Below are 13,623 nucleotides of genomic sequence, written 5' to 3'. Positions count from 1 at the left end.
CTTCCGAACTGGCGGATCATTGGGTGGTGCGTACGGTCGCGCAGTCGGGGCAGGTGCCCCAGTAGACGACCTCCGCCTCGTCGACCACGAATCCGTGGTCGTCCGAGGCGGTGAGACAGGGGGCGTGGCCGACAGGGCAGTCGACATCGGCGACCGCGCCGCAGCGACGGCACACGACGTGGTGGTGGTTGTCCCCCACCCGGGACTCGTACCGGGCGGCCGCACCGGCAGGCTGGATGCGCCGCACCAGGCCAGCGTCGCTGAGTGCCCGCAGCACGTCGTAGATCGCCTGGTGGGAGACCGTGGGATGGTCAGCCCGGACCAATTTGATCACCGTGTCGGTGTCGACGTGCGGATGGTCGCGCAGCGCTCCCAGCACCGCCATCCGGGGCCGGGTCACACGCAGGGAGGCCGCCCGCAACTGAGCCTCGAACTCGGACGTCACGCGGCCGACGATAGCACTTTTCTGGAACCAATCAAGTTTGCCTCGGCCGGTCGAGGGACAGCAGCTACTCCACCATCTCGGCGACAACCGACCACACCTGGGCCGCGAGCCAGTCGTTCAGCTCGCCCGGACCGACCTCGTCCTGGTGGTCGAACCACCAGATGATGCCGGCGTCGACAAGGCCGATGACGCTGGCCACCACGTACGCGGGCAGCTGCGCCTCGTATCCGGCGGCGCGCAGGTTGGCGACGGCGGCGGCGGTGAGTTCGGGTACCGCGTGCGCGGCACCGAGGCGTGCCCGGAACCGATACAGGTTCGGGTGTTGCACCGCCCAGCTCAACACCTGACCGATGATGCCGTGCGTCACCTCGGGCAGCGCCCCGGCGGTCGACAGCGACGGACGGATCCGCGCGCTCAACAGGCGTGCGGCGTGCCGGGCCACGGCCTGGTCGAGGTCCTGCCTGCTGGTGAAGAGGCGGTAGACGTGCGGCCTGGGCAGGCCGGCCCGGTCGGCGACCGTACCCAGGCCGGTGCCGGTGCCGTCCTCCTCGATGGCGCGGACCGCCGCCTCCACGACCAACTGACGCCGCCGGGCCCGCTCGTCCGGGACGCCGCCGGCACGACGCGCGGCGATGGTGTCCCGCCTCACCGCCGCGTTGGTCACCGGATCACTGTAGCGGCTCTGTAGGCTGACCTGGGTACGAGCTGTACCCACAAGCGCCCCGAGGTGATCATGCTCAGTCAGGTGCCCGGCCCCATCGACCTCACCCGCCTGCAGGAAATACTCGACGGACCGTGGGCCGATGTCCGCAACGCGCACCGGGACGGCCTCGACGCGCGCTTCCTCCCGGTGTACGGCGAGACCGGTGACCAGGCACGTGAGCGGATCAGCCGACTGCTCACCGAGCTACCCGTCGACTTGGGCATCGCCTCGGCCTTTCCCACCGAGTACGGCGGCAGGTCCGACGTCGGCGGGTCGATCGTGGCCAGCGAGATGCTGGCGCAGGTCGACCTGTCCCTGATGGTCAAGGCGGGCGTGCAGTGGGGCCTGTTCGGCGGCGCCGTGATGGCCCTGGGCACCCGCCGGCACCACGACGCCCACCTTCGGGACATCGTCTCCGCGAAGACCCTCGGCTGCTTCGCGATGACCGAGACCGGCCACGGCTCGGACGTCCAGCATCTGCGCACCACCTGCACGTACGACCCGCAGACGCAGACCTTCGACCTGCACACCCCGCACCAGGCGGCCCGCAAGGACTACATCGGCAACGCGGCCAGGGACGGGCGGATGGCGGTGGTCTTCGCGCAGCTGAAAACCCAGGACCGGGAGTACGGCGTACACGCCTGGCTGGTGCCGATCCGCGACGCACAGGGCAACCCGCTGCCCGGTGTCACCATCGGCGACTCGGGGCCCAAGGCCGGCCTGCTCGGCGTGGACAACGGACGGCTCAGCTTCGACCACGTGCGGGTACCGCGGGACATGCTCCTGGACCGCCACGGTCAGGTCGCTCCGGACGGCACCTACTCCAGCCCGATCGAGAACGACGCACGGCGTTTCTTCACCATGCTCGGCACCCTGGTCCGCGGCAGGGTCAGCGTGGGCGGCGCCGCCTCGGCGGCCACCAGGTCGGCGCTGACCATCGCGGTCCGATACGGCGACGTCCGTCGCCAGTTCGACGCCCCCCACTCCGACCGCGAGGTCCTGCTCAACGACTACCTGGCCCACCAGCGCAAGCTGCTACCCGCCCTGGCGACCACCTACGCGCTAAACTTCGCCCAGACCGAGCTGGTCGCCGCACTCGACGAGGTGCAGGGCGGCGACGGCCCGCTCGACGAGCACCGACAACGGGAGCTGGAGTCGCGGGCAGCCGGTCTCAAGGCCGCGCAGACCTGGCACGCCACCCGCACCATCCAGATGTGCCGCGAGGCGTGCGGCGGCGCCGGCTACCTGGCCGAGAACCGGCTGCCCAGCCTCAAAGCCGACACGGACGTCTTCACCACGTTCGAGGGCGACAACACGGTGCTGCTACAACTGGTGGCAAAGGGCCTGCTCACCGGCTACCGGGACGAGTTCAGCTCACTGGACGGCTGGGGACGTGCCTCGTTCGTGGCCGAACAGGTCCGCGAAATGGTGCTCGAACGCACCGCCGCGCGGTCGGTCATCGAGCGGCTGATCAGCGCGGTGCCCGGCCGCGACGAGGAGGTCGCCGTCACCGACCGCGGCTGGCAGCTCAGGGTGTTCGAGGACCGCGAGGGGCACCTCCTCGACGGCGCGGTCCGCCGCCTGCGCAACGGCGCCGCCACGAAGAAGGACCGCCCGTTCGAGATCTTCAACGACGTCCAGGACCACGTACTCACGGTCGCCGCCGCACACATCGACCGGGTCACCCTGGAGGCGTTCGTCGCCGGCATCGAGAAGACCTCGGACCCGGCGGTCAAGGCGCTGCTCTCCCGCGTCTGCGACCTCTACGCGCTCAGCGTCATCGAGGCCAACAAGGGATGGCTCCTGGAACACGGGCGGCTCACGCCAGCCCGCTCGAAGGCGATCACCGCGGTGGTCAACGACCTGCTCAAGGAGCTGCGCCCGCACATGCGGACGCTCGTGGACGGCTTCGCCATCCCGGACTCCTGGCTACACTGCGCCGTCCTGCGCGAGGAATCCGACCGGCAGGAGACCATGGCGGCCCACGACGCCGCCACGGCCCCCCGGTCGATCCCGGCGTAGGCAGGACTGGATCCTGGTACGGCACGTCCCCCGGATAGCGTCCCGTACCAGGTCCAGCCTGTGTCAGTGGAAGGCCGAATGGCCCGTCAGCGCCTGCCCGATGATCAGCTGATGCACCTCGGAGGTGCCCTCGTAGGTGAGCACGCTTTCGAGGTTGGCCGAGTGCCGGATCACCGGATAGTCGAGGGTGATGCCCGCCGCGCCGAGGATGGACCGACACTCACGGGCAATGGCGATGGCCTCCCGCACGCTGTTGAGCTTGCCGAGGCTGACCTGCCGGTGGTCGAGCGTGCCCGCGTCCTTCAACGAGCCGATCTGCAACGCCAACAGCATTCCCTTGCCCAACTCCAGCCCCATGTCGGCGATCTTCAACTGGGTGGCCTGATAGGCGGCGAGCGGCCGATCGAAGATCCGGCGGCTGCGGGCGTACCCGATCGTCGTCTCCAGACAGTCGTGGGCCGCGCCCAGCGCCCCGAACACGATGCCGAAGCGGGCCTCGTTGAGGCACGACAACGGCCCGGACAGGCCGACAGCCTCCGGCAGTACCGCATCGGCGGGCAGTCGCACCTCGTCGAGGACGAGTTCCGAGGTCACCGAGGCACGCAGGGACTGCTTTCGGGTGATCTCGGGAGCGGTGAAGCCGGGGGTGCCCGCCGGGACGAGGAAACCACGGATGCCCCCATCGGTACGGGCCCACACCACGGCGACATCCGCGATGGACCCGTTGGTGATCCACATCTTGGTGCCGTTCAGCACCCAGTCGTCCCCGTCGCGGCGGGCCCGGGTCCGCATGCCCGACGGATCGGAGCCGAAGTCGGGTTCGGTCAGGCCGAAGCAGCCGATCGCCTCACCCGCCGCCATCCTGGGCAGCCACTGACGCTTCTGCTCCTCCGTGCCGAACCGCCAGATCGCGTACATGGCCAGCGACCCCTGCACCGAGACCAGGGAACGCAGCCCCGAGTCACCTGCCTCCAACTCGAAACAGGCCAGGCCGTACGCGAGGGCGGAGGCGCCCGCGCAGCCGTAGCCCTCAAGGTGCATACCGAGCACGCCGAGCTGCCCGAGTTCGAGGGCCAACTCCCGAGCCGGCAGGTGGCCCTGCTCGTACCAGGTGGCGATGTGTGGACGGACCCGCCGGTCGACGAAGTCGCGGACAGCGGACTGGAGTACGCGGGTCTCGTCGTCGACGAGCGCGGGAACGCCGAAGTACTCGAGGGTGGGCGCGGGGGCAGGCAGGGTCACGAGTCGCATCCTTCCAGAGCTACCAGGTGCTCGATCACGCCACGCGCCACGGCGACGGCCATCGCGTCCAACGCGTCGTGGGTCATCGCTGCCATGTGCGGGGTGGCGAAGACCCGGGGGGTGGCGTAGCAGCGGGTCCTCAAGGTCCGGCGGTTCGGGGTGGAAGACGTCACCGCGTAACCCCGCAGCTGCCCGGCGTCGAGCGCGGCCAACACCGCCACGCTGTCCACGACCCCGGCCCGTGCCGTGTTCACCAGGAGCGCGTCCGGCCGCATCCGGCTGAGCGCGGCAGCGCCGACAAGCCCGGTGGTCTGCGGGTTCTGGGGCACATGCAGGCTCACCACGTCGGAGTCGCGCAGCAACTGGTCCAGGTCGACCAGGCGCACCCCCGGTGGCGGCGCGCGGGCTGAGCGGGCTCGGCACGTCCCCCGTTAGGATCAGGCGCTCGCGCTCGGTCGACGAGGTTCGTCACTTCAGGGCAGCTAAACCCGCTACCGGGAACACCAGGTGACGAAAAGGCCGTAGCTGCCCTGGACGGCAGAATCCGACAGAATGCGGGCCTATCCAACCTAGCGGGGACAACCACGCAAAAGCCGGCCACGCCCCCGGCCCCGTGTCTAGGGTCAGGGCGACGCGTCATCAGCGACACCGGGACAGCGCATGGATGCATTCATCGACGCGGTGTGGGACACCCGCACCGTGGCCGGTCGGCTGGTGACCACCGTCGTGATGATCGTGGTGGCGGTCCTGCTCGCGATCATCGCAGGCCGCCTCGCCACCCGCCGGGTGACCGACGCGCACAACCGCTACTACCTTCGTAAGGCGCTGCACTACGCCACGTTCGCGGTGCTACTGATCGGTCTGGCCGTCCTCTGGCGACCTTTCGCGGGACGGATCGGCCTGGTCGTCGGGCTGGCAGCCGTAGGCTTGAGCCTGGCGATGCAGGAGGTCATCGGGGCATTCGCCGGCTGGATCAGCATTCTCACCGGCCGCCAGTACCGGGTGGGCGACCGGATCCAGATGTGCGGCGTCCGTGGCGACGTCCTCGACATCACGCCGCTGCGCACCAAGATCCTGGAGAGCGGGTCGTCCACCGACCCGGAGTCCTGGATCCGGGGACGGCAGTACACCGGGCGGGTCGTGTCCCTGTCCAACCGGTTCGTGTTCACCGCGCCCGTCTACAACAGCAGTTCGGTACTCGATCACCTCTGGGAGGAACTCACCCTGCCCATCCCCTACCAGTCGGACTGGCACCTGGCCGAACGGATTTTGCACGAGGAGGCCGAATCGATCTCCGCCACTGTTGCGGCGCGGCGTGCGATCGCCCAGATGACGCGCCACTACCCCGTCGCCGAAGCAGAGGTCGACGCGCGCGTCTTCGTCCGGGCCACCCCGAACTGGGTGGAGCTGACCGCACGCTTCGTCGTGCCCGTGCGCTCCGCCCGTCAGGTCAAGGACCAGGTCACCCGCCGCGTCCTGGACCGGCTCGCCGAAAATGGACTGCGCGTGGCCTCGGCCACCCAGGAGATCGCCATCCAACCACCCACGCCCACGCCCACGCCCACGCCCGGCAGGCAACACGACGGCCCTTGACTCCTGTCATCGGCCCCCAGATTCGGCCCGGCCTGTTCGGTCAACCCGGGTTCTGGTCCGACTCCCTGCTCGCATCGGTGCCGGAGCTCGGCGATGTGGTGGTTGTTGCCTGCGGTGCAGTGTCTGACGCAGTGGGGGCGGCATCGGACGGGTCTGCTGTCGACGACGGACCGCTGGGCAGCGGCGTGGGTGACGGACTGGGTGGATCGGGGGTGTCCGGTGGATTGGAGGTGGCCGAGGGGCTGGAGGTGGCCGGTGGGGAGGAGGTGGCCGGTGGGGAGGAGGTGGCCGATGTGCCCGGCCGCACCGGCGTGCCGGACGATGTCGCCGCCGGTGGAGCCGTCGGTCCGGCAGCCGACTGGATCGGGCTTCGCGCACCAGGGGTCGGAGGCACGCTCACCGCCGTCGGCGCGTCCGCCGTCCGCCCCCGCAACTCCTCCGTCGCCGGCTCCCCGTCGTCGGCCGGCAGCACCGACGTCCGCACGTACGTGCCGGCACGCTCACAGGCAACACCGGCCAGACTGAACCGGGCTGGCGCCTCATGCCCGCCGGACTCCACCCGACCGTGCAGAGTCGCCGTCACGCCCGTGCCCGGCGCCAAGGGCTCGGCAAGGCGGAGCGTCACCCGCTGCTCCTCGTATGCCCAGCCGGCACCCCCCACGTCGAGCAGCCGTTGGCTGTCGGGCAACGTGAAGGTCAGGGCCCTGCCCCCGACCGCCGGATCCCCGGTCCCGGTCCCGGTCACGCTGAGCTGCACGGTGAAGCGACCGTCGGCCGCCTGCTGTGCCTCGTACTCGATGACGCAGCCGGCCTCGGAGGTCGGCGGGTCGGCATTGCCCCCGTCTGCGGCGACCAGGCCCGGCAGGACTCCGGCGAGCGTGGCGGCCGCTGCCGCGGGCGCTACGAGCAGCAGCCCGCGGCGCCGGCCGGTACCCTTCGGTGGCCGGGCAGTCCGGGCAGGGTCCGGGACAGCCCGGGTGGGCGCCGCGGCCCGGATAGGCGCCGCGGCCCGGGTGGTTACGACTGTTGACGCCACCCCGGAGCCCGGAGTGACCGCCGCCAGCGCCTCCGCCAGTTCGCCCGCACCGGGGCGCAGATCCGGGTCGGTCGCCAGGCATCGGCCGATCAGTTCCGCGTGGGCCCCGGGCAGAACGGCGAGGGCGGCAGCGGATACCGGTTCGGACGGAACCCGGGCCGGTGCCCGACCGGTCAGACATTCGACGAGGACGACACCGAGAGCGAAGACGTCGCCCGCCGGTGCCGCCTGCGCCCCGACGACCAACTCCGGCGGCAGGTAATGCGGGGTGCCCCAGACCTGCCCGTCCGGCTCCACCGGGTCGTCCCCCGCGCCGGCAGCGATCCCGAAGTCGACCACCTTGACACCGCTCGGGGTGAGCATGATGTTGCCGGGCTTGATGTCGCGGTGCACGATGCCGTGCTCGTGCGCGGCGGCGAGCGCGGCAGCCACCTGCCGCCCGACCCGCAGCGCCTCGTCCGGCGGTAGCGCGCCGGCGCTCCGCAGCCGGGCTGCCAGCGTCGAACCGGCGACGAACTCCATCACCAGGAACGGGGTGGGCGTTCGGGCCAGGTGCCGCTGTTCGCCGTAGTCGTAGACCCGGGCGACCCCGGGATGGTCCAGCCGCGCGGCGGCCAGAGCCTCGTGACGGATGCGATCCCGGGCGCCCGGTTCGCCCAGCGACTGCGCCGACAGCAGTTTCACCGCGACGATGCGCTGCAACCTCAGGTCGTAGCCGCGCCAGACCGTCGCCATGCCGCCACGACCGACCGGTTCGTCGAGCCGGTAACGCCGCCGCAGACGTCGCACAGCCGTCACCTCCCGATCCGTCACGCACCCTGGGCGCACCTGTCGGCGGATCACGTCGCGATCACCGCCCGGTCGACTATCGCGCTACCCCCGGCCCGGACGAGGAAAACTCTGGTCAATCGGTCGGCAGGTTCCGCGGCCGCAATGTCACGTGACCGTCACACGTTCGCGCGGCGGCCGTCACTCCCCGGGGCACCACCGGGAACACGCACCGTTCGGGCGGCGGCCGAAGGCGGTCATGTACCGCCGGCCCAGCCCGCCGAGCGCGCGCAGGGGCAGACGGATGGGTAGACCGTTCCGCCGGACGATCGATGGTGTTGATGGCACCATGGACGACGTGAAAACAGCCAAAACCACCACACCAGCCATCTCACCACTCACCGGCGAACCCATAAAACGCGCCGACGCCGAACGACTCGCCACAGCACTCAAAGCATTCGCCGACCCCGCCCGACTCCGCCTACTCAGCCTCATCCAATCCGCCCCCAACGGCGAAGCCTCCGTCAGCGACCTCACCGCACCACTCGGCCTCTCCCAACCCACCGTCAGCCACCACCTCCGCATCCTCACCGAAGCCGGCCTCCTCGAACGCGACAAGCGCGGCGTCTGGGCCTACTACCGCCTCATACCCGCCACCATCGCCACCATCGCCGACCTCCTCACCCCACCCCGCAAACGCGCCACCAAAAAAACCCGCTGATCACCACACCCAGAAAAGCCATTCACCGCCCACGACAGCCACGTCAGAATTGGAAAACCGCCTCAGTCATCCGGCTAGATCAGCGCCAGTCTCATAAACAGGCCCTGAGCTGCGGATACGTTGCAACGCCTTCCGGCTCACTCCGGGCTCAGACGGGTAGGTCCGGCGTCGTTCCCCATCAAGATCCCCAACAAATCTGCGCGGGGCCGGTGCCCCCCGGTAGTGGCGCCCGAGACGTCATGCGCAAGGTCTGGACCATGCCACCGTCTGAATCAACCGGACCGGCGACGCAGGGCGCAGGGCGGACTTGACGGGCCTGGTGGCCGACCCGGTGCATCCTGGGGACTGGCACGATCGAGAGCGGCCGGCCCCGGGCCGACGGCGTGTGCAGCGGGTGGCCGCTTAGGCGGAGCGCGGACCTGCCGACGCGCTGGCAAGCTACTCAGCTCGCCAGGCGTCGTGCGGGCTCACCCCGCTGGCATGATGACGACGGGTGTTACTTCTCGTTCGTGCCGGATTTCCTGGTGATGGACTCCTGATAGACGTCCGCGTAGGTGCGGGAGTCCTTGATCAGGTCGTCGCAGAAGGCGGCCACGTCGGTGCCGATGAGTTCCAACACCCCTTTGCCGGCCGCGACACCCTCTTCGAAGAAGTCGACGATTCCTGGGAGCAGGGGCCCGTCGGGCAGGTCGACCGGTCCGACCTTGAACAGGTACTTCTGCATCTCCTTGTAGACGATCTGGTAGTCCGGCGGGAGCGCCCTGACCCGAGCCACGTGCGTTCGCCATTGCCTCTTGCCCTCGATGATGTCTTGGATGCCCACGTCAGCCTCCTAGCCGGCCCAGTTTCCTTGCGACGTTCCTGTTCAACTGCTCGCGCCACCGGTCGCGATAGGTCCGGGCCCCCTCTCCGCCGGCCAACGCCGCACAGAAGCCGGGGATGTCGTCGCCGAGCACCTCGTGGATGTTCTGCCCGTCGGCCGATGCTTCTTCGAGCAGCCCCAGGGCGGCGTCGAGGATCGGCATCAGGTTGCGACCGGTGAAGCCGGAGTAGGGGAAGAGGTGGCCCTTGATCTGTTCCCACGCCGCCTGGTAGTCGGCCGGCAATGCCTCTGCCCGGGCTCCGAACGCCTTCCATTCCCTGGTGAGATCGCTGCCGGTGATGGTCTCCCAGAAGCTCATCTCCCGCCCTCCTTGAGCTTGTCGATGCGTGATGAGACGTACCGCCATTTCGCCCAGAACCTCACGAGTTCCTCGCGCCCGGCGTCGTTGAGTGCGTAGAACTTGCGCGGCGGGCCCACCTCGGACAGCCGTTTTGTCACCTCGACGAGTCCGTTCCTCTCCAGCCGCAGCAAGATGGTGTACACCGTCCCCTCGATGACGTCGGCGAAGCCGAGCTCGTTCAGCCGACGCGTAATGGCGTACCCGTAGGTCTCCTCCCCGCCGATGATTTCGAGTACGCAGCCTTCGAGCGTGCCCTTCAGCATCTCCGTCAGGTCGTCCATCGCGGCTCCTCTTCGGTCCCCAGGTACCTCGTACCACCGAGTACCGCTATACCGTAGCACCGAGTACCGCTACACGGTAGTACCGAATACCGCTCCGAACGGTTCCTCGGCCTTGGATCTTCGCCAGGTGCGCTTCGCCCTGCGGCTGTGGCGGATCAGCGATGGGGGGCGAGAGTCGAGGTCTCGGGTCGATATTTCGCCACTGGTTTTCGGGTGCCTCCCCGTCCAGGGTTCGGGCGGTGTCGTGCCGGTGGCGTCGATGGCGCGGATGAGCCATTGAGCGTATGCGGTGAGGATCTGGTTGAGGGCGGTACCGCGCGGGTGTCCGGCGTCGTCGCGGACGCGGGCGAACTCGACGTGGGCGCGTTGCCGCCACCGTTCGGCCATGTCGGCGGGTTGCTGGTCGCGGATGGGTGTGGCGCGAAGACGCGTTCGGTGCCGGTGATCCGGGACCAGACGATGATCGAGCCGCAGTCCCGGTGGCGGTCGCCGAGTTCAGGTCGCTGCCCGCGGCCGTGGGCTGGCAGCTGGTCGATGATGGTGGTCCAGCTTCCGGGGTCGATGCACCAGTCGCGCAGGGCGGTGCGGCGGCGGTGGTAGTCGATGGGCTACGGTGTGGCCTCGATCCGGTCGGCGATGTCGTGGACAGCGGCTTCGAACTCGTGCGGGTCGCACAGAGCCCGTCCCGAGTATCTGCCCCGGAGCACCTGCAGTCGCTGCTCGTCGGTCGAGACACGGTGAGTCACGGCAGTGTAGCCAGACCGGAGCACTGAAGCCGCCCGAGCAACGTGCAGTCGACCGCTTCCCGCGCCGGACGTCACGGGATCTTCGAAGTCCGGCTCGGCGGGTCAAAGCGGTGGGCGGTCTGCGTGCTCGTTGTCAGCGCGTCGGCGTGGCTGGCGTACGCAGCTCTGGCCGGCACGGCTGCAAGGAACCCGGTCCGGTACCTGAACTCACGCCGTCAGTCAACGTCACTGACGCCACCGGATTGACGTCACGCTGGCGCCTCATCGCTGGAGGGTGTCGCCAGCGATGCCGACTCGATGGCCTGGTCACGAAACGAGTAACTTCCCGCTTGGTGTGCGTTGGCCGTCGGCTGGCCGCGTCACTTCGGGTCCGTCAGAAGCGCTCGTCCCGACAAGATCCCCAACAAAACGGCGGTGCAATCCACGAACATCGAACCGATTTGAGTTGATCAAGCTGTTTAGCTGCATCAACATGGAGCGGGTGACGGGAATCGAACCCGCACTGTCAGCTTGGGAAACCAACGACACAGGATCAGATCGCTCCGCCGCCTTCGGCCTGGCGGTCTGGTCACTGGTGACTCCGCTCACGCTGTTCCCCGGCCGCGGCGACACGCCGTGGCGCTGGACTGGTACCGGCGTGCGGCGGAGCTCAAGTGTTGATCGGGGGCTTCGTGGCCCTGAGCAACCACTGCGCGGCCCCGACCGGGTCCTGCCGATGGCGAGCGCGGAGCACTCCCCGGTCGAGCGAGGCGCGGTGGTCGCCACCGGCGGCTTTGGCCAGCAGGAGACGCCGCCTCGATGTCGTCCGCCGTCACGCCCTGACCTGTCGTGTACATGACACCGGCTCCGGAGAGCAGTCTCGTCGCTGAGATCCGCCGAGATCCGGGAAACCCAGCCGGCCACCGAGAAAATCTATGCTCGACGCGCTAGACATTGTCGCCGGAAGTTGCTAACGTTCCTGTCGTTGACAGACGAGGTCCGAGGAAGAAGCGGACGGAGACCGAGCACCAAGCAGGGCCCGGAACCATCTCGTGGCCCGCTCGGCACCGCGGTGGACGTCAGCGTCACCGCAGAGCAAGGCACTTGAAAGTCGAGCCCTGACGCAGGTCCAGGTCACGGGCGAATCGGAAGCAGAGGAAAGGGAGGGCTTAACACCGTTGGATCGCCCGCCACCGGGACGCAGTTCCAACCCTGGGGCGGACACCGCAGTTTCCATCGAACGAGAGGTGGTCTCCGGTCACGCTTATGCGATCCTCGCACCTCATGCCGCCGACGGCGGCAGGTGCGGATACGACAACCCGACGAATTTGTCGGTAGATGGTGTGTTAGACCCGCAACCCTGGGCCCCGGCGCTTTCGCGCCGGGGCCCTCGTCCTGGAGAGATGCATATGGCCCAACCCGATGACATGTTCGGCGACGACGACTACCCGGCCTACACGATGGGCCGCGCTGCGGAGATCACCGGCGCCTCGCAGGACTTCCTGCGCCGGCTCGACGAGGCGAAGCTGATCACCCCGTTCCGGTCGGCCGGCGGGCACCGCCGCTACTCCCGCTACCAACTGCGCCTCGCCGCCCGGGCTCGGGAGATGGTCGACCAGGGCACCCCGCTGGAAGCCGCCTGCCGGATCATCATCCTCGAGGACCAGCTCGAAGAAGCCCTCCGGCAGAACGAGCAATACCAGCGCCAGCAGGAAGCCGACACCTGACGACCGATCAGGACCCTTCGGCCGCCCGGAGGGGCGACCACGCTGATGCCACCGGGCTTCGGTGGTGGCTCTGTCGGAGGTTCAGCATGGCCGGCGTGTCCCCCGCTCCGGATACCTGTCCCCTCGTCCTCACGCTGGTGGCCACGTTGGCGGCCCCGCCGGCACCGGCGTCCGCCGACGGGCCGCTCGCGGAGGTTGCCGTCGCTCTCCGGTACCGACTCCGCCGACTACGGTGCCGCGACCGCCCCCCCCTGCCGCACCGTCGCCCATGCCGTTGGCCGGGTCGCCTCCAGCGGGACGGTCCGGCTCGGACCCGGCTGGTACGACGAGAACGTGACCGACCCCGACGGCCTCGCGGTCAGCCTGATCGGTGCCAGCACGGACATCACCGTCCTCAACGGACGGCAGCGGGATCACCAACGTCGGGCCGTTGACCCTGCGTCGTACCTCGCCGCACCAGCCCAGTCTCCCTGGCACCCGGCCTCTCGCGCCATCGGAGTACCGGTCCCGGTTCCGCCGGACGATCGATGGTGTTGATGGCACCATGGACGACGTGAAAACAGCCAAAACCACCACACCAGCCATCTCACCACTCACCGGCGAACCCATAAAACGCGCCGACGCCGAACGACTCGCCACAGCACTCAAAGCATTCGCCGACCCCGCCCGACTCCGCCTACTCAGCCTCATCCAATCCGCCCCCAACGGCGAAGCCTCCGTCAGCGACCTCACCGCACCACTCGGCCTCTCCCAACCCACCGTCAGCCACCACCTCCGCATCCTCACCGAAGCCGGCCTCCTCGAACGCGACAAGCGCGGCGTCTGGGCCTACTACCGCCTCATACCCGCCACCATCGCCACCATCGCCGACCTCCTCACCCCACCCCGCAAACGCGCCACCAAAAAAACCCGCTGAACACCCTCCAGCCATGTCACCGCACCGGCTTTCAAACCGCGGACCGGCTGATGTCACCGACGAGGTGAGAGGCCCGCAGCCCGCCCGTCCGTAGTCGGCGGGCGTGCCTGCCGTGCGCCGAGGATGCATCGCGGTGGCCTGTCCGGTGACCGCGAGGCCAGCGGCCATGAGCAGCGGGGTTGACGACGTGGGCCACACAAAGGCCGCCAACCCCGGAAGGC

General features: G+C 69.1%; 15 protein-coding genes. 6 read left to right on the top strand and 9 right to left on the bottom strand.

The window, feature by feature from the left end; genetic code table 11:
• Positions 1-16 precede the first annotated feature (16 nt).
• The gene (locus tag ACFHWY_RS15115; RefSeq protein WP_416580818.1) at positions 17-445 is read right to left on the bottom strand and encodes a Fur family transcriptional regulator; all 429 of its coding nucleotides are present in this window, start codon (positions 443-445) and stop codon (positions 17-19) included.
• 64 nt (positions 446-509) lie between these two features.
• Positions 510-1,109 carry a TetR/AcrR family transcriptional regulator gene (locus ACFHWY_RS15110; RefSeq protein ID WP_416580817.1) on the bottom strand — a complete coding sequence of 200 codons (600 nt, stop codon included), beginning with the start codon at positions 1,107-1,109 and terminating at the stop codon, positions 510-512.
• A gap of 69 nt (positions 1,110-1,178) precedes the next feature.
• On the opposite strand from ACFHWY_RS15110, the gene ACFHWY_RS15105 reads away from it, so the two are divergent.
• Positions 1,179-3,170 (top strand): acyl-CoA dehydrogenase, encoded by a 1,992-nt coding sequence (locus tag ACFHWY_RS15105; protein WP_416580816.1) that lies wholly within the window; start codon positions 1,179-1,181, stop codon positions 3,168-3,170.
• 63 nt (positions 3,171-3,233) lie between these two features.
• On the opposite strand, the gene ACFHWY_RS15100 is transcribed toward ACFHWY_RS15105, so the two are convergent.
• Together ACFHWY_RS15100 and ACFHWY_RS15095 are read right to left on the bottom strand one after the other, a co-directional pair.
• Positions 3,234-4,412 carry an acyl-CoA dehydrogenase family protein gene (locus tag ACFHWY_RS15100; RefSeq protein WP_416580815.1) on the bottom strand — a complete coding sequence of 393 codons (1,179 nt, stop codon included), beginning with the start codon at positions 4,410-4,412 and terminating at the stop codon, positions 3,234-3,236.
• A complete protein-coding gene (locus ACFHWY_RS15095) occupies positions 4,409-4,798 on the bottom strand; it encodes an NAD(P)-dependent oxidoreductase (protein ID WP_416580814.1) in 390 nt (129 codons plus the stop codon). Before ACFHWY_RS15095 ends, ACFHWY_RS15100 begins: the two co-directional genes overlap by 4 nt.
• Positions 4,799-5,072: 274 nt before the next feature.
• Here ACFHWY_RS15095 and ACFHWY_RS15090 point away from each other — a divergent pair, with 274 nt between their 5' ends.
• Entirely contained in the window at positions 5,073-6,005 is a 933-nt protein-coding gene (locus ACFHWY_RS15090; RefSeq protein ID WP_416580813.1) for a mechanosensitive ion channel family protein, read from the top strand.
• Positions 6,006-6,045: 40 nt separating this feature from the next.
• Here the strand turns inward: ACFHWY_RS15090 and ACFHWY_RS15085 are convergent, their stop codons facing one another.
• Complete coding sequence (locus tag ACFHWY_RS15085) at positions 6,046-7,830, bottom strand: protein kinase domain-containing protein (RefSeq protein WP_416580812.1); 1,785 nt, start codon at positions 7,828-7,830, stop codon at positions 6,046-6,048.
• Positions 7,831-8,158: 328 nt separating this feature from the next.
• Here ACFHWY_RS15085 and ACFHWY_RS15080 point away from each other — a divergent pair, with 328 nt between their 5' ends.
• Positions 8,159-8,530 carry an ArsR/SmtB family transcription factor gene (locus ACFHWY_RS15080; protein WP_416580805.1) on the top strand — a complete coding sequence of 124 codons (372 nt, stop codon included), beginning with the start codon at positions 8,159-8,161 and terminating at the stop codon, positions 8,528-8,530.
• 496 nt (positions 8,531-9,026) lie between these two features.
• Here ACFHWY_RS15080 and ACFHWY_RS15075 read toward each other — a convergent pair whose 3' ends face one another.
• Genes ACFHWY_RS15075 through ACFHWY_RS15065 form a run of 3 tightly spaced genes read right to left on the bottom strand, consistent with a single transcriptional unit; the run spans position 9,027 to position 10,034 of the window.
• On the bottom strand, positions 9,027-9,353 hold the full coding sequence (locus ACFHWY_RS15075) for a DUF1048 domain-containing protein (protein ID WP_416580811.1): 327 nt from the start codon (positions 9,351-9,353) through the stop codon (positions 9,027-9,029).
• 1 nt (position 9,354) lies between these two features.
• Positions 9,355-9,711: a DUF1048 domain-containing protein gene (locus ACFHWY_RS15070; protein WP_416580810.1), complete on the bottom strand. Its 357-nt coding sequence runs from the start codon at positions 9,709-9,711 to the stop codon at positions 9,355-9,357.
• Positions 9,708-10,034, bottom strand: a complete 327-nt coding sequence (locus ACFHWY_RS15065; RefSeq protein ID WP_416580809.1) for a PadR family transcriptional regulator — start codon at positions 10,032-10,034, stop codon at positions 9,708-9,710. The genes ACFHWY_RS15070 and ACFHWY_RS15065 overlap by 4 nt, the downstream gene beginning before the upstream one ends.
• Positions 10,035-10,310: 276 nt before the next feature.
• Here ACFHWY_RS15065 and ACFHWY_RS15060 point away from each other — a divergent pair, with 276 nt between their 5' ends.
• A complete protein-coding gene (locus tag ACFHWY_RS15060; RefSeq protein WP_416580808.1) occupies positions 10,311-10,634 on the top strand; it encodes a hypothetical protein in 324 nt (107 codons plus the stop codon).
• An 8-nt stretch (positions 10,635-10,642) separates the two neighbouring features.
• Here the strand turns inward: ACFHWY_RS15060 and ACFHWY_RS15055 are convergent, their stop codons facing one another.
• Entirely contained in the window at positions 10,643-10,780 is a 138-nt protein-coding gene (locus tag ACFHWY_RS15055) for a hypothetical protein (protein WP_416580807.1), read from the bottom strand.
• 1,388 nt (positions 10,781-12,168) lie between these two features.
• Between ACFHWY_RS15055 and ACFHWY_RS15050 the strand changes: the two genes are divergently transcribed.
• Both ACFHWY_RS15050 and ACFHWY_RS15045 read left to right on the top strand, forming a co-directional pair.
• On the top strand, positions 12,169-12,486 hold the full coding sequence (locus ACFHWY_RS15050) for a MerR family transcriptional regulator (RefSeq protein ID WP_416580806.1): 318 nt from the start codon (positions 12,169-12,171) through the stop codon (positions 12,484-12,486).
• 544 nt (positions 12,487-13,030) lie between these two features.
• A complete protein-coding gene (locus ACFHWY_RS15045; RefSeq protein ID WP_416580805.1) occupies positions 13,031-13,402 on the top strand; it encodes an ArsR/SmtB family transcription factor in 372 nt (123 codons plus the stop codon).
• Positions 13,403-13,623 lie beyond the last annotated feature (221 nt).

Source organism: Micromonospora sp. LOL_024 (genome assembly GCF_048060415.1).
In the GTDB taxonomy this organism is placed as follows: domain Bacteria; phylum Actinomycetota; class Actinomycetes; order Mycobacteriales; family Micromonosporaceae; genus Micromonospora.
Note: the sequence above shows the minus strand (reverse complement) of the source record. Positions and strands in the feature narration are given on the sequence as shown.